General features: G+C 32.2%; 22 protein-coding genes and 1 riboswitch. Of the genes, 12 read left to right on the forward strand and 10 right to left on the reverse strand.

Annotated features, from left to right (window positions below; all coding sequences use genetic code 11):
• Positions 1–189 precede the first annotated feature (189 nt).
• Both B2989_RS07995 and rpsO read right to left on the reverse strand, forming a co-directional pair.
• Complete coding sequence (locus B2989_RS07995) at positions 190–2,442, reverse strand: polyribonucleotide nucleotidyltransferase (protein ID WP_292946983.1); 2,253 nt, start codon at positions 2,440–2,442, stop codon at positions 190–192.
• Positions 2,443–2,612: 170 nt separating this feature from the next.
• A complete protein-coding gene (gene rpsO, locus B2989_RS08000) occupies positions 2,613–2,882 on the reverse strand; it encodes a 30S ribosomal protein S15 (protein WP_145006839.1) in 270 nt (89 codons plus the stop codon).
• A 158-nt stretch (positions 2,883–3,040) separates the two neighbouring features.
• Here rpsO and B2989_RS08005 point away from each other — a divergent pair, with 158 nt between their 5' ends.
• Together B2989_RS08005 and def are read left to right on the forward strand one after the other, a co-directional pair.
• Positions 3,041–4,141, forward strand: a complete 1,101-nt coding sequence (locus tag B2989_RS08005) for a sensor histidine kinase (RefSeq protein WP_292946986.1) — start codon at positions 3,041–3,043, stop codon at positions 4,139–4,141.
• A gap of 45 nt (positions 4,142–4,186) precedes the next feature.
• Positions 4,187–4,810 (forward strand): peptide deformylase, encoded by a 624-nt coding sequence (gene def, locus B2989_RS08010; RefSeq protein WP_292946989.1) that lies wholly within the window; start codon positions 4,187–4,189, stop codon positions 4,808–4,810.
• 47 nt (positions 4,811–4,857) lie between these two features.
• Here def and accD read toward each other — a convergent pair whose 3' ends face one another.
• The 3 genes from accD to B2989_RS08025 form a co-directional block, all read right to left on the reverse strand.
• Entirely contained in the window at positions 4,858–5,715 is an 858-nt protein-coding gene (gene accD, locus B2989_RS08015; protein ID WP_145006161.1) for an acetyl-CoA carboxylase, carboxyltransferase subunit beta, read from the reverse strand.
• A gap of 320 nt (positions 5,716–6,035) precedes the next feature.
• The gene (gene fbaA / locus B2989_RS08020; RefSeq protein WP_292946994.1) at positions 6,036–7,103 is read right to left on the reverse strand and encodes a class II fructose-bisphosphate aldolase; all 1,068 of its coding nucleotides are present in this window, start codon (positions 7,101–7,103) and stop codon (positions 6,036–6,038) included.
• Between the two features lie 114 nt (positions 7,104–7,217).
• Complete coding sequence (locus B2989_RS08025) at positions 7,218–9,755, reverse strand: BamA/TamA family outer membrane protein (RefSeq protein ID WP_348661232.1); 2,538 nt, start codon at positions 9,753–9,755, stop codon at positions 7,218–7,220.
• A gap of 163 nt (positions 9,756–9,918) precedes the next feature.
• Between B2989_RS08025 and B2989_RS08030 the strand changes: the two genes are divergently transcribed.
• On the forward strand, positions 9,919–10,629 hold the full coding sequence (locus B2989_RS08030; protein WP_292946997.1) for a TrmH family RNA methyltransferase: 711 nt from the start codon (positions 9,919–9,921) through the stop codon (positions 10,627–10,629).
• Between the two features lie 27 nt (positions 10,630–10,656).
• Here the strand turns inward: B2989_RS08030 and B2989_RS08035 are convergent, their stop codons facing one another.
• Both B2989_RS08035 and ubiE read right to left on the reverse strand, forming a co-directional pair.
• Positions 10,657–11,382 carry a porin family protein gene (locus tag B2989_RS08035; protein ID WP_145006170.1) on the reverse strand — a complete coding sequence of 242 codons (726 nt, stop codon included), beginning with the start codon at positions 11,380–11,382 and terminating at the stop codon, positions 10,657–10,659.
• Positions 11,382–12,110 carry a bifunctional demethylmenaquinone methyltransferase/2-methoxy-6-polyprenyl-1,4-benzoquinol methylase UbiE gene (ubiE, locus tag B2989_RS08040; protein WP_145006172.1) on the reverse strand — a complete coding sequence of 243 codons (729 nt, stop codon included), beginning with the start codon at positions 12,108–12,110 and terminating at the stop codon, positions 11,382–11,384. The genes B2989_RS08035 and ubiE overlap by 1 nt, the downstream gene beginning before the upstream one ends.
• A 119-nt stretch (positions 12,111–12,229) precedes the next feature.
• On the opposite strand from ubiE, the gene trkA reads away from it, so the two are divergent.
• The 5 genes from trkA (at position 12,230) to B2989_RS08065 (ending at position 16,157) form a co-directional block, all read left to right on the forward strand.
• Positions 12,230–13,579 (forward strand): Trk system potassium transporter TrkA, encoded by a 1,350-nt coding sequence (gene trkA / locus B2989_RS08045; protein WP_145006175.1) that lies wholly within the window; start codon positions 12,230–12,232, stop codon positions 13,577–13,579.
• The gene (locus B2989_RS08050; protein WP_145006177.1) at positions 13,579–15,084 is read left to right on the forward strand and encodes a TrkH family potassium uptake protein; all 1,506 of its coding nucleotides are present in this window, start codon (positions 13,579–13,581) and stop codon (positions 15,082–15,084) included. Before trkA ends, B2989_RS08050 begins: the two co-directional genes overlap by 1 nt.
• 92 nt (positions 15,085–15,176) lie before the next feature.
• The gene (locus B2989_RS08055) at positions 15,177–15,425 is read left to right on the forward strand and encodes a hypothetical protein (protein WP_145006180.1); all 249 of its coding nucleotides are present in this window, start codon (positions 15,177–15,179) and stop codon (positions 15,423–15,425) included.
• 182 nt (positions 15,426–15,607) lie between these two features.
• Positions 15,608–15,874, forward strand: a complete 267-nt coding sequence (locus B2989_RS08060; protein WP_292947007.1) for a hypothetical protein — start codon at positions 15,608–15,610, stop codon at positions 15,872–15,874.
• Positions 15,875–15,962: 88 nt separating this feature from the next.
• Entirely contained in the window at positions 15,963–16,157 is a 195-nt protein-coding gene (locus tag B2989_RS08065; RefSeq protein WP_292947009.1) for a hypothetical protein, read from the forward strand.
• 56 nt (positions 16,158–16,213) lie between these two features.
• Here B2989_RS08065 and B2989_RS08070 read toward each other — a convergent pair whose 3' ends face one another.
• Complete coding sequence (locus tag B2989_RS08070; protein WP_292947012.1) at positions 16,214–17,404, reverse strand: pyridoxal phosphate-dependent aminotransferase; 1,191 nt, start codon at positions 17,402–17,404, stop codon at positions 16,214–16,216.
• 30 nt (positions 17,405–17,434) lie between these two features.
• The gene (locus B2989_RS08075; RefSeq protein ID WP_145006190.1) at positions 17,435–18,529 is read right to left on the reverse strand and encodes a fatty acid desaturase family protein; all 1,095 of its coding nucleotides are present in this window, start codon (positions 18,527–18,529) and stop codon (positions 17,435–17,437) included.
• A 134-nt stretch (positions 18,530–18,663) separates the two neighbouring features.
• Here B2989_RS08075 and rsmG point away from each other — a divergent pair, with 134 nt between their 5' ends.
• Complete coding sequence (rsmG, locus tag B2989_RS08080; protein ID WP_145006193.1) at positions 18,664–19,296, forward strand: 16S rRNA (guanine(527)-N(7))-methyltransferase RsmG; 633 nt, start codon at positions 18,664–18,666, stop codon at positions 19,294–19,296.
• A 60-nt stretch (positions 19,297–19,356) separates the two neighbouring features.
• Here the strand turns inward: rsmG and metK are convergent, their stop codons facing one another.
• Entirely contained in the window at positions 19,357–20,613 is a 1,257-nt protein-coding gene (gene metK / locus B2989_RS08085) for a methionine adenosyltransferase (RefSeq protein ID WP_292947018.1), read from the reverse strand.
• Between the two features lie 347 nt (positions 20,614–20,960).
• Between metK and B2989_RS08090 the strand changes: the two genes are divergently transcribed.
• The 3 genes from B2989_RS08090 to B2989_RS08100 all read left to right on the forward strand — a co-directional run bounded on the left by B2989_RS08090 (position 20,961) and on the right by B2989_RS08100 (position 25,853).
• Positions 20,961–23,540, forward strand: coding sequence for a phosphoenolpyruvate carboxylase (locus B2989_RS08090; protein ID WP_292947021.1), 2,580 nt, complete (start codon positions 20,961–20,963; stop codon positions 23,538–23,540).
• Between the two features lie 229 nt (positions 23,541–23,769).
• Positions 23,770–23,893, forward strand: a riboswitch (SAM riboswitch).
• Between the two features lie 121 nt (positions 23,894–24,014).
• Complete coding sequence (locus tag B2989_RS08095; protein ID WP_292947024.1) at positions 24,015–25,307, forward strand: O-acetylhomoserine aminocarboxypropyltransferase/cysteine synthase family protein; 1,293 nt, start codon at positions 24,015–24,017, stop codon at positions 25,305–25,307.
• A gap of 93 nt (positions 25,308–25,400) precedes the next feature.
• Positions 25,401–25,853, forward strand: a complete 453-nt coding sequence (locus B2989_RS08100; protein ID WP_292947027.1) for an OsmC family protein — start codon at positions 25,401–25,403, stop codon at positions 25,851–25,853.
• Position 25,854 lies beyond the last annotated feature (1 nt).

Below are 25,854 nucleotides of genomic sequence, written 5' to 3' on the forward strand. Positions count from 1 at the left end.
TTGTTTGTCTTTAAATTAGTGTAATATTAGATTTACGCATCAAAATTTAGTTTAGATGTTTTTTAGTATTTATTTAAGAAAACTTTTTTACTGGTCAAATAGTTAAAATTTAGGATTAAGTTAAAAACGTAAAAAAGCCCAAATAGAAATAAATCTATTTGGGCTTTTTTTATTAAAGTTTAAAAAGAATTAATCTTCTTTTTTATCTTCTCTAGGTTTTCTGTCGTCACGTTTGTTGTCACGTCCACGATTATCTCTACCTCTGTTATCACGTCCACCACGATCATTATTTTCTCTTGGTGGTCTAGCTACATAACCTTCTGGTTTTGGTAAGATTGCTTTTCTAGATACTTTTTCTTTGCGTGTTCTTGGGTCAAGACCAAAATATTTAACGTCAAAAACGTCTCCCATGTTTACTACATCAGTAACATTTTCAGTACGTTCCCATGCTAATTCACTTACGTGTAATAACACTTCGTTTCCTGGTGCATCCATATACTCAACAACAGCACCAAAATCTAACATTTTGATAACTTTTACTTGGTATACTTTACCAACTTCAGGTTTAAATAATATAGCATCAATTTTTGCCATAACAGCATCAATACCTTTTTTACCAACACCTAAAATTTCAACAATACCTTCTTCTGTAACAGGATCTTCGTTTATTACGATAGTTGTTTCAGTTTCTTTTTGCATTTCTTGGATAACTTTTCCTCCAGGTCCAATTAAAGCACCAATAAATGCGTTCGGTACACGTCTTGTCACCATTGTAGGTGCATGTTCCTTAACTTCTTCATTTGGTGTAGCAATTGTATCTGTAAGTTTACCTAAGATATGTAAACGTCCATCACGAGCTTGTTTTAGTGCATTTACTAAAATCTCATATGATAAACCTTTTACTTTAATATCCATTTGACATGCAGTAATACCATCTGCAGTACCTGTAACTTTAAAGTCCATATCACCTAAGTGATCCTCGTCTCCTAAAATATCAGATAATACAGCGTATTTTCCTGTTTCTTGGTCAGAGATTAATCCCATTGCAATACCAGAAACTGGTTTTTTAAGCTTAACTCCAGCGTCCATAAGTGCCATAGTTCCTGCACATACAGTTGCCATAGATGATGATCCGTTAGATTCTAATACTTCAGACACAACACGTACTGTATAAGGACAGTCTGCTGGTACCATGTTTTTTAATGCACGTTGTGCTAAATTACCATGACCAACTTCACGTCTAGAAGTTCCTCTTAAAGGTCTAGCTTCTCCTGTTGAAAAAGGAGGGAAATTGTAATGTAAATAAAAACGCTCTTCTCCTTCAAAAGAGGCCATATCTATTTGATTTGCTTCTCTAGATGTACCTAAAGTAACTGTAGCTAATGCTTGCGTTTCTCCACGTGTAAAGATAGACGATCCATGTGTAGATGGTAAATAGTTTACCTCACACCAGATTGGTCTAATCTCGTCAGTCTTACGACCATCAAGACGTAATCCTTCATCTAAAGTTAAATTTCTAATAGCAGCTTTTTCTGCTTTAGCATAATATTTAGAGACTAAATCTCCATAATCTGCTAATTCTTCTTCAGTAAATGTTGCTTTGATTTCTTCTTTAATTTCAGAAAAAGCATTGCTTCTTTCTTTTTTAGAAGATCCAGCTTTAGCGACAGCGTACACTTTATCGTATGCTAAGTCGTAAATCTTTTTTGCTAAATCGTCATCAGAACGTTCTGCATCGTACTCACGTGTTTCTTTTTTACCAAAAGCTTCTGCTAATCTTACTTGAGCAGCACATTGTACTTTAATAGCTTCATGTGCAAATTTAATTGCTTCAGCCATTTCTTCTTCAGAAATTTCTAACATTTCACCTTCAACCATCATTACAGAGTCAGCAGAAGCACCAATCATCATATCTAGATCAGACTCTTCTAACTGCGCACGTGTTGGGTTGATAATAAACTCACCATTAATACGTCCAACTCTAGCTTCAGAGATAGGCGTTTCAAATGGTACGTCAGATAGTTGGATAGCAGCAGATGCAGCTAATCCAGCCATAGCGTCTGGCATAACGTTGTCGTCATGAGACATTAATTGGATCATCACTTGTGTTTCTGCATGATAATCTTTTGGAAATAATGGACGTAAAACACGGTCAACAAGACGCATAGTTAATACTTCTCCATCACTAGGTCTTGCTTCTCTTTTAAAGAAACCTCCTGGATAACGTCCAGCAGCAGCAAATTTTTCGCGGTAATCTACTGTTAACGGTAAAAAGTCAACGTCACTTTGTTTGTAGTTAGATACTAATGTACATAACAACATACAGTTTCCTGACTGTACAACAACAGATCCATGTGCCTGTTTTGCTAATTTTCCGGTTTCGATAGAAATAGTTCTACCGTCTCCAAGGTCAATAACCTCTTTAAAAACTTGTGGAATCATAAATTTTTTTAATTCTAATTAAACAATGGTCGTTGTGTTGTGGTAGTAGTAGTTGTGATTGACCAATGAAAAACTGTAATTAGCTTCTTCAATTTTGATTATTATACTCGTTCAAATCGAGTTGTTTGGTATCAAAAAACCACGCTAAAAAGCGTGGTTTTATATTATGATTATTTTCTTAATCCTAATTCTTTAATAATTGCACGATATCTTAAGATATCTTTCTTAGTTAAGTAATCTAGTAAGCTTCTTCTTTTTCCTACTAGTTTTACTAAAGAACGCTCAGTGTTATAATCTTTACGATTTTTCTTTAAGTGCTCAGTTAAGTGGTTGATACGGTAAGTAAATAAAGCTATTTGCCCTTCTGCAGTACCTGTGTCCTTTGCATTTTTACCGTGTTTAGTAAAAATTTCTTCTTTTTCTTTTTGATCTAAATACATTCTAATATTATTATAAATGATTGTTATGTACACGAAAGTTTATCTTTCGAGCCGCAAATATAGTTATTTTTAATGATTTCGTAATTTTTAAAACAAATTCTTCTAAAATTTTTTTAAAAATACAGTATGAACTATTTTTAGGTCAATATTATATTGCCATGTACAAAGAGAGCCTAGAAGATCTGAAATCCAATTTTTTGCCTGATGTTTTTAATCATGCTTATCATGGTATTGCAATTGTAGGATTGGATGGTAAATGGATAAAAGTTAATAAAAGTATTTGTGACCTTTTTGGCTATACTGAAGCAGACCTGTTAGACTTAACGTTTCAGGATATTACCCATAAGGAAGATTTAGATATTGATTTGGATAGGCTTGACAAGTTAAAAAGTGGTGTGATTAATAGTTATACTTTGCCAAAAAGATACTTTGCTAAAAATGGGAGTATTATTTGGGCACAATTATCTGTGTCTTTAGTTAAAAATGAAAAGGGAGCACCAAAGTATTTTATATCTCAAATACAGGACGTGACCGATTTAAAAAAGGTTGAGAGTGAAAAAGAGGTTTTTACAGAAGTTATTAAAGAACAAAATGAAAGGTTATTAAATTTTTCTAGGATAATTTCTCATAATTTAAGTACACATGCTGGAAATTTAAAGACTTTGGCCAAATTTACAAAAAATGAAGTGCCCGAAATTAAAACAAATGAAAGTTTTATTTACTTAAATGAAGCGATTACCAATTTAAATGAAACGGTAAAACATTTAAAAAGTATTGCAGAGTCTACTTGGTTTGAAAACGAAGATTTAAAACCGTTACATCTTGGTAAATACATTACCAATGCAATATATAGTGTTAATGCATTGGCTAAAAATAATGCTTGCCAGATTAAAAATTTAGTTACCGACAATGTTAAGGTGGTTGCTGTTGAAGCGTATTTGGATAGTATAATCCTTAATTTGTTGACCAATGCCATAAAGTATAGAGATGCTAACAAACAATCTGAAGTAGTATTAAGCACTTGTGTTCAAGACGACTTTATTGTTTTGAGTGTTAAAGACAATGGTTTAGGTTTGGATATGAATAAGTATGGTGATAAAATGTTTTCGTTGTATCAAACATTTCATAACAATAAAAACGCAAGAGGTTTAGGTTTATTTATTACAAAAAGTCAAGTGGAATCCATAGGAGGTAAGATAGAATTTAAAAGTCAAGTTAATATTGGAAGTCAATTTTTAGTTTATTTTAAAACAGCTTAATCCAATGTGTTATTATTATTATTATTATTTAAAACTACAACAGTAATGAGACCCATCATAAATGTGTTATTTATTGTTTTTGTATTAGTAAGTTGTGCTAATCAAAAGGATTTAAAGCCTGGTAATTTTACTAAAAATCAAGTCGCATTAATAACTGCTTTAGAGTCTGATCAACCCATGCGTGTATTTAAGATTAATAATACTAATGATTCCATTTTATTAAGACAACAAAGTGGATATGTTAAACCAGATCCAAATGATATAACTTTAAAACATTTTACTAATCGTTTGTTTGCAACCGTTAGAGATAGTATGTCCTTAGGTGTTGGTATTGCAGCACCACAAGTTGGAATATTAAAAAATATTATTTGGGTACAGCGTTTTGATAAAGATGATGCACCTTTTGAGGTTTATCTTAACCCGAAAATTATTAATTATTCTGAAGAAAAGCAGACTAGGAGAGAAGGTTGCTTATCGATTCCTAATCGTGCTGAAACCTTAAATACACGATCTAAAGTTATTACAATTGAATATGACACATTGAATGCCGAGCATGTAACGGAAGATGTTGCAGATTTTACATCCGTAATTTTTCAGCATGAGATAGATCACTTAAATGGTATTTTGTTTTTGGATCATTTGAATAAAGACATTAAAGATGCTAAATAATAAAAAAGCCTTACTAAATAAGTAAGGCTTTTTCTATGGTTTATCAATTAAGCTCTTAATGGCTTATTTGTAATTAAGTCTATATATTGGTTGACTCTGTTTTTTAAATCTTTACGTTGTGTAATAAAATCTAGAAAACCATGTTCTAACAAAAACTCTGAGGTTTGGAAACCTTCTGGTAACTCTTGTCCTGTTGTATCACGCACAACACGTGGTCCTGCAAATCCAATTAATGCACCAGGCTCTGAGATGTTAATATCACCTAACATAGCAAATGATGCTGTTGTACCACCTGTTGTTGGGTCTGTTGCTAACGATATGTATGGTATACCTGCATCTGCTAGTTGTCCAAGTCTTGCCGATGTTTTTGCTAATTGCATTAAAGATAATGCTGCTTCCATCATACGTGCTCCTCCTGATTTAGAGATGACCATTAATGGTACATTGTGTTTTAAAGAATACTCTGCAGCACGAGCTATTTTTTCTCCTACAACACTACCCATTGATCCTCCAATAAAAGCAAAGTCCATACATGCGATTACTAAATCCTGACCTTTAGACTTACCAACTGCACAACGTACAGCGTCTTTAAGGTTTGTTTTAGCTTCGGCAGCTTTTAAACGGTCTGGATATTTTTTTGTATCCTCAAATTTTAATGGGTCTTTCGAGGTTAGATTTGCGTCTAACTCCTTAAATTTATTGTCATCAAATAGTATTTCAAAATACTCTTTGCTTCCTATCCTTACGTGGTAACCATCTTCTGGGCTTACGTAAAAGTTTTTTTCTAGCTCTTTAGAGTCTACTATTTTTCCTGTTGGAGATTTGTACCACAATCCTTTTGGAATGTCTTTTTTCTCTGCAGTTTCGGTTGTTATTCCTTTTTCTTTTCTTTTAAACCAAGCCATATTGATTTACTATTTTGGGATTAAGATTAGTAGATGTTTTCTAGTAATCTATTCTAATTTTAGTTTTAGTTTGCTTTATACAAGCGTACAAAATTACATTTTTTATTAATCAATCTCAAAAATTGATGTCTCTATCTGTTTTTTTATTGCTTTTTGGGGATAAAAAAATTCCGTTTAGTGCTGAGGTTAATCAGTTTAAACGGAATTTTATTTTATGTAATTATGTTGGTTGCGTTAGGGATTGTAGTGGCATCCTTTTTTGTCTTTTTTCAAAAAAGATATAACGGAAAGCCCGACCCTTGGGTAACGCCAAAATTATTTTATAGTGTGTTAACGTTGTTTAAGTCTTCGAATGCTTTTTTAAGACGCTCTACAAACGTTACTTCTCCTTTGCGTAACCAAACGCGTGGGTCGTAATATTTTTTGTTTGGAGATTCTGGTCCATCTGGATTACCTATTTGTGATTGTAGGTAGTCTGATTTTTCTGCCATGTAATCTCTTACTCCTGACATGAATGCGTATTGCATGTCTGTGTCAATATTCATTTTTATAACTCCGTAACCTATAGCTTCTCTGATTTCTTCTAGAGTAGATCCTGATCCACCATGAAATACAAAGTCAATATGGTTGTGTGGTAAGTTGTGTTTTTTTGATAAAAACTCTTGAGAGTTTTTTAAGATTTTTGGTGTTAATTTTACGTTTCCTGGTTTGTATACACCATGTACGTTTCCAAAAGCTGCTGCGATTGTAAACTGGTCACTTACTTTGCTAAGCTCTTCATAGGCATAGGCTACTTCTTCTGGTTGTGTGTATAACTTAGACTCGTCTACATCACTATTGTCTACACCATCTTCTTCTCCTCCAGTAATACCTAACTCGATTTCTAAGGTCATACCCATTTTGCTCATTCTGGCAAGGTATTGTTTACAGATTTCTATGTTTTCTTCAAGTGGTTCTTCACTTAAATCAATCATGTGCGAGCTGTATAATGATTTTCCAGTTTCTTTAAAGTGTTGCTCACTAGCATCTAATAAACCGTCTATCCAAGGTAATAGTTTTTTTGCACAGTGGTCTGTATGTAAAATTACAGGTACACCATAGGCTTCTGCCATTAAGTGGACGTGTTTTGCACCTGCTATAGATCCTGCAATTGCTGCCTTTTGATTTTCGTTACTTAAGCCTTTTCCTGCGTTAAATTGTGCACCTCCATTTGAGAATTGTATGATTACTGGAGCGTTTAATGCTGCTGCAGTTTCTAACACACCATTAATAGTGTCTGATCCTATTACGTTTACTGCTGGAAGAGCAAATCCTTTGTCTTTAGCAAGTTTAAAAATTTCTTGAACTTCTTTTCCAGTAGCAACTCCTGGTTTGATATTATGAGCCATTTTAATTTTTTTTAGTTGAATTTGTATAGCTTCAAAAGTAATGAAAATTGCTAAATTTTAAGTCTAAATAACTATAAAACCACGCAAACGTTTTAGCTTAAGTGCTAATTTATACTAGAAAGGATAGTTGATTCCGATGTTATAAACTGCGTTTGCAAAATTGTAATCATTAAACCATCTGTTGCCTATTGGATAGGATGGATCGTAGGTTTTAAAGCCTATGTCACCACGAAGTACAAAAAAGTTAAAGTCATATCTAAGTCCAAAACCAGAACCTACTGCAATATCTTTAAGCGAGTCAAAGCCTGATAGTGTTGCCTCATCTTGGTCTATGTCGTCAAAGACATTCCAGATGTTTCCTGTGTCAACAAAAATGGCTCCATTAAGTGGTCCAAATAAGTTAAATCGTTGTTCTGCACTTATGGCTATTTTTAGGTTGGCCTCATTAAACTCGTTTGAGGTTTCTAAGCTACCAGGTCCTAAGTTATAGGCTGACCAAGCTCTGTTATCATTAGCTCCACCAGCAAAAAAACTTTTAGAAAACGGTATGTTTGTAGAGTTGCCATAAGGTATTGCTATTCCAAAAAAGGTACGAAAAGCTAGTACGTTTTTGTACCCTAAACTCCAATGTTTGATATAGTCTAATTCTACTTTAGCATATTGCGAATAAGCAACATTAAACATTTCGTATTTTCCGTTTACATTTTTTTGTAATCCTAAAACTTTAGAGGTTAGTGAAAAGAAATTTCCTGCTAATTCTAAACGTGATTTAAATATTGAAAAATCCTCATCACCTAAGTTGTCTCTTCTGTCTTTAGTAAAACTGAAACTAGTTGCAAAAATAAGGTTGTCTTCTGTTAGTCTTTGTTTTCTTTCATTTATAGCATTTACGGTATCTATATCGTCATTGGATAGTATGGTGTTGTAGGATCCACTTGCTACTTGATCTAAAAAGTTATTGGCTTGAGTAGGTATGCCTAAATTTTGGCTAGAATTAATAAATCCTGAGGTTTGTGCAATTTCATTTAAAGAATCAAATGAATTATCATAGACATTAAAATAGTTAGCAGTATTAAGGTTTTTTACAAATTGGATATTAAATAAATCTAATTTGCTAGTTATAGTATTATTGGGATACCATCTGTAATTAAATGATCCTGTAAAGGTTTGCTTGTCTAAACCTATGTTAGTTTGACTAGATGTTGCTACTGTAAGGCTTGTGCTAGGAAACATGTACTTAGGTATGATTTTCTCTGTATTAAAAGGAGAGAATAATCTTGGAATGGTAAGTTTTAGGTTGGCTCCAATCTCGTTAATATCAAAAAACTGATCTTTTATATTGCTAGCATCCTTGGAGGAACCAATGGATGTGAATCCAGAAATTTCCAAAGTCTCGGCAGCATTAAAAACGTTTCTAATTAATAAGCTTGGATTAATAGAAAAACCAATGGTTTGTATGTTACTTTGTAGTGCTTCTGCGCTAAACTCTAACTCAAACTTTTTTAAAGGTGTTAAAAATATATTAGCGGTTAACGTCGTGTCTGGATTTTCTACATAAGTAATGTTTGGATATTTAAACGTGCGTAAATCACTTATTTTTCTTGATGTTAACGGTCTGTTTTTGTCTTTAAAAACAGTGTTTGGTGTTATAAATACCGAGTTTGTTAATGCTCTTGGTTTGTACTTTAATTTACCAATACTATAGATATTATAACCATCGTAATAAGTGGTGTCGTTTGTAGATTGGTTTCTGTTTTTAAATGAGCTATTGGTATAAATATTGACATCCTTTACCTTGAAAATTTTAAAAGGCTCTCGTCTAGAAACGTCTTCTTCTCTAATTAATCGGTTTTCAATAATGGTTTCAATATTCATTTTGTTGGTACCAAAAATGGTATCGCCTTCAAACTCTATATAATCTTGACTAAAGTGATAAACACCATTATCACGCATTAGTTCTACAATACGGTCTGCTTCATTATAAACGTTGTTAATACGGTATTGTGACCCAGATTTAATTAGTGATTGGTCTTTAAACTGGTTGTAGATTTTTTCGACTACGGGAGATTTAATATTGGAAGCAACTGTGTCAAACTTATAAGCGTTTTTTGTTTGGATAGTATAATCAATTGTCGCTTTTTTGTCGTCACCTTTATTAATTTTATAGTCTGCTGTGGCATTAAACCAACCGTTAGTTTTGTAATAGTTTTCTATCCTTACTAAGGATTTATTAGTTAATGCTGTGTCAATAATAACAGGTGCCTCTCCAGTACGTTTTAACCAACTGTTAAAACTTTTTTTAGAGTCTAAATATTTATCCAATTGTTTTCTTGACAGTAATTTAGATTTACGTGCCATCTTTTTTGGATTGCTATAAAATCTTGCATTTAAAACAGAATCAATATTTGGTCTAGCACTATTATATATATAAAGCTTTAATGGTATTGTTGTAAATGGTATAGGTAATCTAGAGTTTGGTTTTTGGTAAAACAAACTAGATATTGTATCATTTGTTACACTTTCTCCATTAATAGTTATCGTGTTTTTAGTTAATAGATGCTGGTTTTGAGCTACTCGTTTAACGGAGTCACAAGCATTAAACAACATGGTAATTGCTATTAAAACTATTATTTTAAATTGAATTTTTTTCAAAAGAATACTAAATAATAAGGGTGTTTATTACTGATTTGATGTACTGTATATACATCATATTCAAAAATACACTATTTATTGAACAAATAAATTTTAAATAAATAGAAACACACAAATGCGAACTCCTTTTTTTTCTTTTTCTTTATAAAAAAATATTAAAAGCGTGCTTTCTAAAAATCAAATTAAAAATATAACGCGTTTAAAGCAAAAAAAATATAGACAACAAGAAGGTTTATTTATTGCTGAAGGCGGAAAAGTCATCAAAGAGTTTTTAAACTCTACTTTTAAACTTGTGGATTTATTTACAACAGAGACCTTTAATGTAGAAAACGAAAGCATCGTGTCCGAAGCTGATTTAAAAAAAATTAGCTGTTTAACTACGCCTAATACAGCCTTAGCTATTTTTAAAATTCCAGAAACTGACACTATAATAAACCAAGGTCTGATATTGGCGTTGGATGATATACGCGATCCTGGTAATTTAGGTACCATTATACGTTTGTGTGATTGGTTTGGAATCAAACAATTAGTATGTAGTCTTAAAACTGTGGATTGTTATAATCCAAAAGTAGTGCAGGCAACTATGGGATCTTTGACTAGAGTAAATATTGTTTATACCGACTTAAGCATTTATTTAAAAGAAGTCGATGTGCCTGTGTTTGGAGCCTTTATGGATGGTAAAAATGTGTACCAAACAGAGTTGCCAAAAAATGGGGTTTTAGTTTTAGGAAATGAAGCCAACGGAATATCTTCAATAATTGAAGCTAGCGTAACAGATAAAATTAGTATTCCAAGATTTGGAGATCTTCAAGCAACAGAAAGTTTAAATGTAGCCACTGCTGGAGCTATTTTGTTAAGTGAGTTTAGGCGTTAATTTTTTAAAGCTAAATAACTTAAGTTTTTATTGAACAGTAAAATTGATAAAAATACCACGTGTTTGCATTTGACTAATATTACCTGTCCAAGGACTGTTAATATCTTTGTCTCTAACTAGCTCGTCTTGCATTGCAAAAACACCTCTAATGGAAGGTGTAAACTTAAAGCGGTCTAAGTAAAAATCTATACCAAAACCAAGCTCAAAAAACTGCATATTTTTTACCATTCTAAAATCTCCAGCCGAGTTGTCGTCTGGGTTTTTCTCGTTACTGGACAAGTTAATAGCAGTGGATACACCTGCTAAAACAAATGGTTTGAAGTTATTAATGCGTTTAGTCGACATTTTAAGTAATAGCGGAAAGTATACATAGGTTGACTTTACCTCACGTAGTAAATCCGAGTCTGTAATCTCTTCGTCAAAACCGTCAAAATAGTTTTCTGGATACATCAGGTTACGTTGCGAGATTACCAAACCTGGTTCAAAACGGACATCAAAATAATCGTTAATACGTACGTTACCTAACAAACCTACATTAAAACCAATCGTGCGTTCTGTTTGTATATCGCCAAGATTATTATTGTAGTCAAATTTAAAATCTAAGTTATTAAATCCTAAATAATAACCCCAACTTAATGTTGCTTTATCTACAGTTTCTAGGTTTTTTACTTTTTCTTTAGTGAAAAGCTGCGCTTGAGAAGCTGTGGCTAAAAATAGAGCAATCAGTAAGGTTGATATATGTTTTGTATTCATTATTTTTTAAATGCTTTGTAAATTGTAGCAACACCAAATGTCTGAGGCATGTCTGTAACATTACTAAACCCAATTTTACGTAAAATATTGTTTAAAGCCTCTCCATATGGAAACGCATTAGCGCTTTCGCTTAAATATTTGTAAGCTGTTTTGTCCTTAGAAAATAATTTTCCGACGGTAGGTAAAATAACTTTAGAATGGAATTGATACCCTTGTTTAAACGGAAACTTAGTTGGTACAGAAGTTTCTAAAATAACAAAAATACCACCTGGTTTTAAAACACGTAAAATGTCTTTTAGACCATTTTCTAAAGTTTCAAAGTTACGCACTCCAAAAGCAACAGTAATGGCATCAAAGGTATTGTCGTCAAAAGGCATGTTTTCGGAATCACCAATAACCATATCAATTTTTTGATCTAGTTTTTTAGCTTTTATTTTAAGCTTTCCAACTTCTAGCATACCACTACTAATGTCTAAACCAATAATTTTTTTTGCGCTAGTTTCAGCAAGGTTAATAGCTAAATCACCAGTTCCTGTGGCAATATCTAAAACATTATCTGGATTAGTAGCTTTAACAATGTCAACTACTTTTTTTCGCCATTTAATATCTATTCCAAAAGAAATTACTCGGTTTAAACCATCATATTCACCAGAAATGGTATCAAACATTTTAGTTACCTGTTCTTTCTTTCCTAAGTCGCTATCTTTGTATGGATTTACTTTTGTCAAAATCAATTTTTTTACAAAGATAATGCATATATAATAGTCTGTAAAACTTCAAAAGAATAAATAATTGACCCTTAAATCTTTAAATTAATTATCTTTGCACTCCGTTTATTAAAGAAACTATGAAAATAATTATTGCTGGAGCTGGTGAAGTTGGATTTCATTTAGCAAAATTATTGTCTTACGAGTCTCAAGAAATTACACTTATTGATACAGATAGAGACAGTTTGTCTTATGCAGATAACCATTTGGATATTAAAGTCTTAAAAGGTGATGCAACATCCATTGCTATTTTAAAAGAAGCTAAAATAGATCGTGCCGATTTATTAATTGGCGTAACAGCATCCGAAACTACAAATATTACAGTCTGTGTATTAGCAAAGCAATTAGGTGCTAAACGTACGATTGCTAGAATTTCTAATACAGAGTTTATTAAACATAAAGATGAGGTTGGTTTTACCCGATTTGGTATTGACGAGCTGATTTCGCCAGAAAGTTTAGCTGCTGCAGAAATTGAGTTGCTTTTAAATCAATCTGCCTTTAAGGATAGTTATGAGTTTGAAGGTGGTGCACTAACAATGGTTAGTTTAAGTTTGACCAGAACAGCAGGTTTTGTTGGTAAAACAGTAAAAGAGGCTGCCGAATCATTTTCGGAAATACATTTTGTGCCAATTGCAATACAACGTTTTGGTACGCAATATACTATTATACCTAGAGGTGATACCGAGTTTAGAGAAGGTGATAATGCAGTATTTATTACTTGTGCAGGAGGAGGTGATGAGTTGTGTAAAATGACAGGTAAAACAAATACACCTGTTAAGGATGTCATGATTTTAGGTGGTAGTAAAATTGGTTTTAAAACCTCTAGAGATTTGTCTTTAAGCGGGTTTAATGTAAAATTAATAGAGAATAATAAAGATATAGCTTTTGATTTAGCGGACGACTTACCTAAAGTTTTAGTTATTAATGGAGATGGTCGTAATGTTGAATTGTTAGAAGAAGAAAATATTAGCGAAATGGATGCTTTTATATCTGTAACTGGTAATTCTGAGACTAATATCATGTCCTGCCTTGTTGCTAAATCTAAGGGTGTTAAAAAGACAATTGCCTTAGTAGAAAACATGGATTACTTTGAGTTATCCCAATCTATTGGTATTGATACGCTAATTAATAAAAAACTTTTAGCTGCCAATAACATTTTTAGATACATACGTAAAGGTGAAGTTATTGCAATGACTAAACTTAACAACATGAATGCCGAGTTGTTAGAGTTTAAGGTTAAGCCTACTTCAAAAATTTGCAATAAGTTAATTAAAGATGTCGAGTTTCCTAGATCTGCAATTGTTGGTGGTGTTATCAGAAACGGTAAAGGATTGATCGCATTAGGTAGTTTTAGAATAAAAGAAGGCGATTATATTGTGGTATGTTGTTTACCACGATCAATTAAGGAAGTTGAAAAACTATTTTTATAATGGGAAAACGCTTAAGGCTTAACTACAAGATTATATTTTATTTTTTTGGTCTACTATTAGTCTTTAATGGTGGTTTTATTTTGCTGTCCGCTTTGGTAAGTTTAATTTATCAGGATGGTGTGACTTTACAATTGGTGTCTTCAGGTTTAGGGATTTTGATTTTTGGGCTTTTAGGGATGATTAATCATCGTAACCATAATAAAGAAATGAATAAGCGTGAAGGTTACATTGTTGTAGCTTTTGGGTGGATTGTTATGTCCTTATCAGGTGCAGTTCCGTATTTAGCCACAGGAGCAATTCCTAACTTTACAAACGCTTTTTTTGAAACCATGTCTGGTTTTACAACCACTGGAGCATCCATTTTAAATGATATAGAAATTGTACCTAAAGGGGTTTTGTTTTGGAGAAGTTTAACCCATTGGATTGGTGGTATGGGTATTATTGTTTTAGCAGTTGCCATATTACCATTACTGGGAATTGGAGGTATGCAGTTATTTGCAGCTGAAGCACCTGGACCTAGTGCAGATAAATTACATCCTAGAATTACAGATACTGCAAAGCGTTTGTGGTTAATCTATTTTGGTTATACAGCAGCAGAAACTATTTTGCTTCAAGTGGCAGGAATGAGCTTTTTTGATGCCATAAATCACTCCATGTGTACGTTGTCTACTGGTGGTTTTTCTACTAAAAATGCAAGTGTTGCTTACTGGAATAATCAACCAGTTATACAATATATTATTATCGCTTTTATGTTTTTAGCAGGTTCTAACTTTGTACTAAGTTATTTTGCTTTTAAAGGAAAAGTTCAAAAAGTGATACATGATGAAGAGTTTAAACTGTACTTTAAATTTGTAGCTATATTTACAATAATTGCTGCGTTAATTATTTATTTTAGAGCAGATTTAACGATATCTTCTATAGACCATCCAATGGTTTGGGGTAAAGCCGAAAGTGCTTTTAGACACGCTTTGTTCCAAGTACTATCTGTAATTACTACTACAGGTTTTGTAACAGCAGACTATACATTGTGGACACCATTTTTGGTGGTATTTTTCTTTGGGCTAATGTTTTTAGGTGGCTCTGCAGGAAGTACAGCAGGAGGTGTAAAAGTAGTGCGTCATTTAGTATTAATTAAAAATGGATTTTTAGAGTTTAAACGTACTTTGCATCCTAATGCTATTTTACCAGTACGATATAATAAAAGAGCTATATCAGGAGATATTGTATTTAATATTCTAGGCTTTTTTATTTTATACATGATTGCTTTTATAATTGGTGCCTTAGGTTTTTCTATGATGGGTATTAATTTTGAATCCTCTATTGGTATTGCAGCCTCAAGCTTAGGAAACGTTGGTCCTGCTTTAGGTCAATTTGGACCAGTAAATAATTATGCAGCACTACCAGCTGTTGGTAAATGGTGGTGTAGTTTTTTAATGTTAATTGGTCGTTTAGAGTTGTTTACTGTATTGATTTTGTTGACGCCTTTTTTCTGGAGAAATAGATAGTTTTCTAAATAGTCTTGTTGTTTTTTTGGGTTGTACTGTAACATTTTAAAGTCTACTTCGTCTTTATTATATAACCAATACATCAATCAATCATGGCATTATCAATTAACACACAGTCTTTACAAACGGACTCAGTAACTACATTAAATAATTATTCTGGGATTTTAAATTCTAATTACAAGTCTATTGTAATAAGTAATTTTAAAAACATTTCGTCTAAATCTTTATTTAGCAGTAAGCAACGTCTAAAAAGTTGGTCTTATAATAAAAGCTGTTGTACAGTTGCTACATCACTTAAACTGTTATTGTTTGTAGTCATGATAATTCTCGCTATTATTTAATTTCTATTAGTCTATCGTTATTTTCTTTAATCAGGAATGTAACATTTTATAAAAAGCTGCTACATATATATAAAGCAGCTTTTTTTATATAATAATTTTGATAGCAACTAATGTATAATGGTTTGCTAAAAAAGATTTCAATGTTTAATTTCTGAAAATATTCAGTCTAAATTATAGATTTTATGGGTGGAGAAGGATCAATGATGGCTGCCAACCAATCATTAAAAAGTAATAGAAATATGTTAGCAAAACGAAAAGAGAAATCTTTTAGTTTTGTTAGTAATTCTAAAGAAAAAACAAAATACAATTTACCAAAAGCATCAGATAAAGATATAGCGTTGTTACGCAATAAGCTTAAGAAAGAGCATAAGTTGAGACGTGTCAAACAAATAGTATTACTTATTATAACTTTGGCTGTTATGTTATCTATTTTTATATATTTAGTGTAAATAAAGTAATGTTAGTTTATTTTTTTAGATTTAAACTCATGTCTAATTAAACCTTGCTTTTTTTATTTAGTTATTAAATTTTCCCTTTATGAAAAACTTAGTATTTGCGTTAGTATTTTACGCATTAGCATCAGTGTTATTTTTATTAAAACAATATTATGGATACCAATCTGACACAGATTATAAATGGTTATACTATTTAGTGTTTCTTTTTATAGGTTTAGGTGTTTACTATAAGTTTAAATGGATCTATTTTATTTTGACAAAAAGAAAAAGTATTTAATAAAAAAAGCTTCACAATTGTGAAGCTTTTTTTATAAGTAATATGTAGTGGGTTAATTAACTAACCGCTTCTTTAATACGCTTTATAGCTTCAGTGATCTCTTTTTGTGAAGCTGCATAACTTAATCTAATGCAATTTGGATTTCCAAAAGCTTCTCCAGTAACTGTTGCTACTAAAGCTTCTTCTAATAAATATAACGAAAAATCTGTTGCGTTATGTATTGTTTTTCCTCTTAATGTTTTTCCGAAAAAATAAGAAATATCTGGAAAAACATAAAAAGCGCCTTCTGGTGTATTTGTATTAAAACCTTCGATGTTACCAAGTAGATCTAAAACTAAATCACGACGTACTTTAAACTCGTCAATCATAAACTTTACAACACTTGGATCTGCGTTTAAAGCTGTAATTACAGCTTGTTGTGCAATACAATTAGCTCCACTAGTCACTTGACCTTGCATTTTGTTACAAGCACGTGCGATCCAATCTGGAGCACCAATGTAACCAATACGCCATCCAGTCATTGCAAATGCTTTAGAGACTCCGTTTACCGTAATAGTATTGTTAAACATGCCATCAACAGAAGCCATACTTGCGTGTGGTTTTCCAGTGTAATTAATATGTTCGTATATTTCATCAGAAACAACGTATATATTTGGATGTTTTTTTAAAACTTCAGCTAAAGCTTCTAATTCTGTTTGACTATATAATGATCCGCTTGGGTTACAAGGACTACTAAACCATAACATTTTAGTTTTTGGTGTAATAGCAGCTTCTAATTGTGCAGCAGTCATTTTAAAATCTGTGTCAATACTTGTTTGTACTTCTACAGGTACACCTTCACTTAACTTAACAATGTCAGAGTAGCTTACCCAATAAGGACATGGTAAAATAACCTCGTCACCTTTGTTTAACATAACTGCAGCTATATTTGCTAAACTTTGTTTAGCTCCTGTAGATACTACAATTTGTGGTAAGGTGTATGTTAAGTTGTTATCACGCTTAAATTTAGTAATAACCGCTTCTTTTAATTCTACATAACCATCTACTGGAGAGTATGAATTGTAATTGTCATTAATGGCTTGGATAGCAGCATCTTTAATAAAATCTGGTGTATTAAAGTCTGGCTCACCTAAGCTTAATCCAATAATGTCTTTACCTTCAGCTTTAAGCTCTCTAGTTTTTGCTGCCATAGCTAAAGTGGCAGAAGTGGACATGTTTAAAATACGATCAGAAAGTGGTTGGCTCATGTGTGTGTTGTTATATTGTGCAAAAATTAATTATGCCATGTTAGGCTTTTGACCTAACATTTTTAGTTGTTGGTAGTGTTCTCCAATAGCTTTCCAAATAGAGTTATATTCGTTGTATGGTAAGCTAAATTCATGAGCAGTTTCTTTTACTATATTAGCAATGTTTTTGTAGTGTACATGGCTAATATGTGCAAATAAATGATGCTCTACTTGTCTGTTTAATCCACCTGTATAAAACTCTACTAACCAATTTTTAGGCGAAAAGTTAGAAGTAGTAAATAACTGGTGAATAGCCCAAGTATTTTTCATGTTACCATTTTCGTCTGGTAAAGGCATGTCTGTATTAGGCATTACGTGTGCTAATTGAAACACAACACTTAATATAATTCCTGCTGTGTAATGCATGATTAAAAAGCCAATTAAAACTTGCCACCAAGCATATCCTAAAGATAATGGTAATACTACCCAAATCGTGTAATACAATATTTTTCCAATGATTAATTTGGTCCATTGTGTTGCAGGTTTAGGGAAATCACCATAAGATAATTTTCTTTTTAAGTAAATATAAGTTTGCTTAAAATCTGTTGTAATTGCCCAATTTACAGTTAGTAAACCGTACAGTAAAAACGCATAATATTTTTGATATTGGTGGATCTTTAACCATTTAGAGTGCTTGGAAAAACGTATGATTCTTCCTGCGTCAATATCTTCATCATGACCTTCAATATTAGTATACGTGTGATGTAATACGTTGTGTTGTACTTTCCAATTGTAGTCATTACCAGCTAAAATATGGATGCTACTACCCATTAAACGGTTAACCCATTTTTTGCTTGAGAACGACCCATGATTAGCATCGTGCATTACATTCATACCTACTCCAGCCATACCTACACCTATAACCATAACAGATATAATTTGTAGCCAAGTTGGTAGATCAACGGTTAATATAAGTACTAATGGACCCAATAATAATGTAAACATTACTATAGCTTTAAAGTATAACTTCCAATTTCCTGTTTTTTTAATATTGTTTTCTTTAAAATAATTGTTGACACGTTTATTAAGTGTTTTAAAAAATTTTGCAGAGTCTGTTCGAGAGAACGTTACTGTTTGTTTTGTCATTGTAATTGTATTCTTTTTACTATAACGGAAAAATCCGTCAAATAATATTTATTACAAAGATAATTAATTAAGCAAAACAGAAGCTCCCTTTTTAGTGTTAAAATGCATATTTTTGTCGAAAATTATAAACGTTTATGGAGCTGATTTTAAAGTATTTTCCTGATTTAACACCTTTACAAATAGAACAATTTACTAAGCTTGAAGCTTTGTATCAAGACTGGAACTTGAAAATAAATGTGGTGTCTAGAAAGGATATTGACGAGTTGTATTTACGTCATGTACTACACTCTTTAGCAATTGCTAAAATTATTAATTTTAAAGATGGAAGCTCGATGATGGATGTTGGGACAGGAGGAGGTTTTCCTGGTATTCCTTTGGCTATTTTGTTTCCTGAATGCGAATTTCATTTAGTAGATAGTATTAACAAAAAACTAAATGTAGTTAGAGAGGTTGTTGCAGGTTTAGAGTTGCAAAACGTTAAAGTAACCCATAGTCGTGTAGAAGAAATTAAAGAAACTTATGACTTTATTATCAGTCGTGCTGTTGCAGCAATGCCAACGTTTGTACATTGGATAAAAGGAAAAGTTTCAAAAACACAGCAAAACGAACTTAAAAATGGAATAATTTACCTTAAAGGTGGTGACTTAACGGAAGAGCTTCAGGATTATAAAACCACTACTATTTATAATATATCAGATTATTTTGAAGAAGACTTTTTTGACACTAAAAAAATTGTGCATTTGCCAATAAAATGGAAAGCCAACTAATAAATAAAAAAGCCTCTCAAATAATTTGAGAGGCTTTTTTTTATATAAATAAGTTGGATGTTATAATCCAAACTCAGCTTTTACTTTGTCTACGTAGTCTAATTTTTCCCAAGTAAATAATTCAACATCTAAGGTAATGTCTCCTCCATTTGGTCTAGAAAATGTTTTAGACACGGTTTCATTTTGTCTTCCCATATGTCCATAAGCAGCTGTTTCGCTATACATTGGATTACGTAATTTTAAACGATCTTCAATAGCAGATGGACGCATGTCAAATATCTTCGATATTTTTTGTGCAATTTCTCCATCAGTCATATTAAATGGACAAGTTCCGTATGTGTCTACAAAAATTCCCATTGGCTCAACAACACCAATTGCGTATGATACTTGTACTAAAATTTCGTCAGCAACGCCTGCTGCAACTAAATTTTTAGCAATATGTCTTGTTGCATAAGCAGCACTTCTATCAACTTTACTTGGATCTTTTCCAGAAAAAGCACCACCACCATGGGCTCCTTTTCCTCCGTAAGTATCAACAATAATCTTACGACCTGTTAATCCTGTATCACCATGAGGTCCTCCAATAACAAATTTTCCTGTTGGATTAATGTGGTATTTGATGTCGTCATTAAATAATGCTTGTGTCGCTTCTGGTAATTTAGCAACGACTCTAGGTATTAATATCTCGACAATGTCTTTTCTGATTTTAGATAACATAACCTCATCGTTAGCATCAAAATCGTCATGTTGAGTTGATACTACAATTGCATCAATACGTTGTGGTACATTATCATCACTATACTCAATAGTAACTTGACTTTTAGAGTCAGGTCTTAAATAAGTAATGTCTTTGCTTTCGCGACGTAACTCAGCTAATTCAATTAAGATTTTATGAGATAAATCTAAAGCTAAAGGCATGTAGTTTTCAGTTTCGCGCGTTGCATAACCAAACATCATACCTTGGTCACCAGCACCTTGCTCTTCCTTACTAGCTCTGTCAACACCACGATTAATATCGTCCGATTGCTCATGTATTGCACTAAAAACACCACAAGAATTACCATCAAACATATACTCACTTTTAGTATATCCAATCTTATTAATGGTGTCTCTTGCTATTTGTTGTACGTCTAAATACGTGTTAGATTTAACCTCTCCAGCTAAAACAACTTGTCCTGTTGTTACTAAAGTTTCGCAAGCAACCTTACTGTCTTTGTCAAATGCTAAAAAATTATCTATTAAAGCATCACTAATTTGATCTGCTACTTTGTCTGGGTGTCCTTCAGACACACTCTCTGATGTAAATAAATACGCCATATTTGTTTTTTAAAATGTATATAATAGATTTGACGAAAGCGTCTAAGGAAGTTTACACTGCCTTTAGCATTTTTTAATGAGGTTGCAATCAGTCAAATCCGTCCTCTAATTTATTGAGCAGCAAAAGTAAGAAAATAAAGTAGTTTTTATCAAAACATACCGTTAAAAATAGTTAATTGATGGAATTGCCAATCATAATTACATTTAGTAAAAATCAAAATATGAAGATTTAATTATGTAATTCATATAAAGCAGTGCTATTAGTTAATAATTCCTAAAAATTTCAATCATTTTATCAAAGTCACCTATTGTTCATTAACTTTATAACTTATCTAAAAATAAAAATTATGCCTTTACAGCCTAAGTTAACGCGTTTCAATCAAAATGTATTGTCTAAATATCAAATATACAATGGTATTTTTATGACCCTTCCTTTTGATACAATTACTAAAACAGGTGTTTTATTACCATTGTTTCATGAAACATGCAAAAATGGGTTTGAAGATGGGCATAATCCAACCGTTATTGTAGATACGTTTTTTAAAAAATATCAAGCTAGACGTTCAGACAAATCCAAGATAGATTTGTTGTTTAGGTTTATTCAATATATAGAAAGACAAGTCGTTTTATTTGATGCGATAGAGGATGCTGCTTTCCCGATTGTTAATAATATGGACGGAATTGGTACGCTTAGAAGTTTAAAAGAAAGTGCTGCTGCAGAAGGAAAGCTAGATAAGTTACGTCAGTATTTAGAAGAATTTAAAGTTAGAATTGTGCTAACAGCACATCCAACACAATTTTATCCTGGTGCTGTTTTAGGAATTATTACAGACTTGACAGAAGCAGTTAGAGAAAACGACTTACTACATATAAATGATTTGTTAGCGCAATTAGGAAAAACACCATTTTTTAAACATGAAAAACCAACACCTTACGATGAAGCGGTTAGCTTAATCTGGTATCTAGAAAATGTGTTTTATGAATCCTTCGGAAAAATATATGACTATATCCAACAAAATATTTTTGACGGGAAACATATAGATAACGATATTATTAACATTGGTTTTTGGCCAGGAGGAGACAGAGATGGAAACCCATTTGTTACACCAGAAATTACAGTTAAAGTCGCAGAAAGGTTACACGAAACTATTATTAAAAATTACCATAAAGATGTCCGAAAGTTAAAACGTAAATTAACCTTTCAAGGTGTTGAAGCGCGTATATCACATATAGAAACACAGTTATATAAAAAAGTGCTTCATGAAGAATCAAGTTTAACTTTAAACGAATTTGTTTCAGAATTAAAAGCCATCAGACAAATTATAATTGATCAGCATCAATCGCTTTACGTTACCGAAGTAACTAGTTTACTTAACAAAATTCATTTATTTGGTTTTCATTTTTCAAGCTTAGATATACGTCAAGATAGTAGAGTGCATCATTCAATTTTTACAACAATGGTGGATAGTATGATTGCTAACGGAAGCAAGGATATTCCGAGTAATTATCATAGTCTTTCAGAAGCAGAACAAGTTAAGGTTTTGTCTGAAGTAAAAGGTACAGTGGATTTGTCTTTAATTAAAGATGAAGAAACGCTAAAAGCATTAAATACTATTAAGGCTTTAAAATCTATTCAGGAAACTAATGGAGAGTTGGCTGCAAACCGTTATATTATTAGTAATAATCAAACCACTTTAAATGTTATGCAGTTATTTGCAATGCTTAAAGTTGTAGCATTTAATGATAAACTTACGGTTGATATTGGACCTCTTTTTGAAACTATAACAGATTTAGAAAATGCACATATAGTAATGGAGGATTTATATACAAATCCTGCTTATGCTAAACACTTAAAATCTAGAGGAAATAAGCAAACTATAATGTTAGGCTTTAGTGACGGAACTAAAGATGGAGGTTATTTAATGGCTAATTGGGCTATTTATAAAGCAAAAGAACGTTTAACAGCTATCTCTAGAAAATATGATGTAACTGTCATATTTTTTGATGGTCGTGGTGGACCACCAGCAAGAGGTGGTGGTAAAACACACAATTTTTATGCGTCCTTAGGACCAACTATAGAGGATAAAGAAGTGCAATTAACTATCCAAGGACAAACTATAAGTTCTAATTTTGGTACTTTAGATTCTTCACAATATAACTTAGAGCAATTAATAAGTTCTGGTATATATAATAGTTTAAGTGATACGGATTTACGCATGGTTCCAGAAAATAGAGCGGTTATGGATAATCTAGCTAAGCTAAGTTATCAAGCGTATGTAGATTTTAAAAATCATCCAAAATTTATCTCATATTTAGAGCATATGAGTACACTTAAATATTACGCAAAAACTAATATTGGAAGCAGACCTTCCAAACGTGGTAAAGCAGAAGGTTTAGTGTTTGAAGATTTAAGAGCCATTCCTTTTGTAGGGTCTTGGAGTCAATTAAAACAAAATGTACCAGGATTTTTTGGTGTTGGTACTGCTTTAAAACATTACGAAGATGCTGGCGAATTTGAAAAAGCGCAAAACTTATTTAAAACCTCTAGCTTTTTTAGAACATTAATTGAAAACAGTATGATGTCCTTATCAAAATCGTTTTTTGATTTGACTAAATACATGAGTGATGATCCAGAATATGGTGCCTTTTGGAATGTTATACATACCGAGTATTTAACAACAAAACGATTGATTTTAAAATTAACAGGTTATACAGATTTAATGGAAGAAGAGCCATCAGGTAAAGCCTCAATTAGGGTTAGAGAATCTATTGTATTGCCACTATTAACAATACAACAATATGCTTTAAAACAAATTCAGGAATTAGAAAAAGCAGATGTAAAAGACACCGATTTGATTGCTGTTTATGAAAAATTAGTAACACGATCGTTATTTGGTAATATAAATGCGAGTCGTAATTCGGCTTAATTATAACCAACTAACATTTACTATAGCTTTAAATAGCAAGTTTAAAATTTTTTTGAACTTGCTATTTTTAAATATAACAGAATATTAATCTGTATAAATTAATATTATATGAATTATTTTCTGTTTAATTAATAAAAAGTTAATTTTTTAGAAAATTATTCCGTTTTGTTTGTTTCTAAAATATTTATTTTGCAATATTTGTACTCACAAAGTTCAAAAACTTACTGAAATGTTATCAAGAAAGGTGGAGGGATTAGACCCATTGAAGCCTTAGCAACCCTTAGACTTACTAAGAAGGTGCTAAATTCTACTTAATTTTCGATTCATTAATCGATACATTGGATAGATAACTAAAAACTAATTACTCATCTGTGGTTAGTATTTTTCTTTTTAACATTTTTCTATTAAGTATGCTTCAAACGAAGCTTATTTGACTTTTGGTTTAATTTATTTATTAACTCAAAAATTAGAAAAATGAGTACTCAAAAATTTGCAACACAAGCATTACACGCAGGACATGACACTGCTAAAACAGGAGGGACAAGAGCAGTTCCTATTTATCAAACTACTTCATACGTTTTTGACGATTCGGATGACGCAGCAGGACGCTTTAATCTGTCTGTCCCTGGATTTATTTATACACGTTTAAATAATCCAACAAATGATGTTTTAGAACAACGTATTGCAGCTCTAGAAGGTGGTATTGCAGCAGTAGCAACTGCTTCCGGAACAGCTGCCATTTCTACAACATTATTAACCTTATTAAAAGCAGGAGACCATATTGTGGCTTCTAGTAGTTTGTATGGTGGTACGTATAATCTATTAAGCGTAACCCTACCACGACATGGTATTACAACCACATTTGTAGATCCTTCTGATCCAGAAAATTTTAGTAAAGCAGCTCAAGAAAATACAAGAGCTGTATTTGTAGAGTCTTTAGGTAATCCAAAATTGGATGTTTTGGATTTAGAGGCTATTTCTAAACATGCAAAAGCCCATAAAGTGCCATTAATTGTGGATAATACAGTTGCAACACCTTACTTGTTAAATCCAATTGAATATGGTGCAAATATAGTCATCCATTCGCTTACAAAATATATTACAGGTAATGGAACTTCTTTAGGTGGTATCATTATAGATGCAGGAACTTTTGACTGGACTAATGGTAAGTTTCCAGAATTTACAGAGCCTTCTGCTGGATACCATGGTTTAGTCTATAGTGATGTTATTGGACCAGCAGCATTTATTGCAAAGGTAAGAATTGAAGGTTTACGTGATTATGGTGGCGCTTTAAGTCCTTTTAATGCATTTCAGATTATTCAAGGATTAGAAACCTTAGAATTAAGAATTTTAAAACACTCTCAAAATGCTTTACAATTAGCTAAATGGTTGCAAGAACAGCCAGAAGTAACTTGGGTAAATTATCCAGGATTGCAAACTAGTAAATACAATACGTTAGCTAAAAAATATTTACCTAATGGACAAAGTGGTGTGGTGACATTTGGAGTTGAAGGTGGTTTTGAATCGGCTAAAAAAATAGCAGATACGACTAAGTTATTTTCACTATTGGCTAATATTGGTGACACTAAATCACTAATTATTCATCCTGCAAGTACAACGCATCAACAACTAAGTGATGAAGCGCAACAAGCCACAGGAGTTACAAAAGACTTAATCAGATTGTCTGTTGGAATAGAAAATATAGACGATTTAAAAGCAGATTTAAAAGAGGCTTTTACTGTTGTAAACAAAACCGTTTTAGCATAAGCCTAATTTAATTTTAATTATTTAACCCGAAATAACGTCACACTTTTTAGTTGCCATTTTAAAGTGTGATGGTTATTTCTAATGCAATAAAATATGAGTGATTTAAAATTTACAGTAACAGGAAACAGTACTTCTGCTACTCAATTTATAGGACAAGCTAGACAGTTTAAATTAGTGGTTGATGAACCAGACACGTTAAATGGAACAGATCAAGGTCCAAATCCTGTCGAGTATATTTTAGCAGGTTTTGCAGGTTGCGTAAATGTAGTTGGACACCTAGTAGCAAAAGAGCTTGGTTTTAAAATAGAAAAACTTGATATCGAAGTTTCAGGACAAATCAATCCAAATAAATTCTTAGGAATCTCGCAAGACGAGCGTGCTGGTTTTAAAACAATAGAACTAAACCTAATCCCTAAAACAGATGCAAGTATAGAAACACTTGCAAAATGGTTAGAGATTGTTGAGGCACGTTGTCCTGTAAGAGACAATTTGTCCAATAAAACGCCAATAAAAATAGCTGTTGAAAAAGAATATAGTTTAAAGTAAA

The organism is Olleya sp. UBA1516 (assembly GCF_002323495.1).
Lineage (GTDB): Bacteria > Bacteroidota > Bacteroidia > Flavobacteriales > Flavobacteriaceae > Olleya.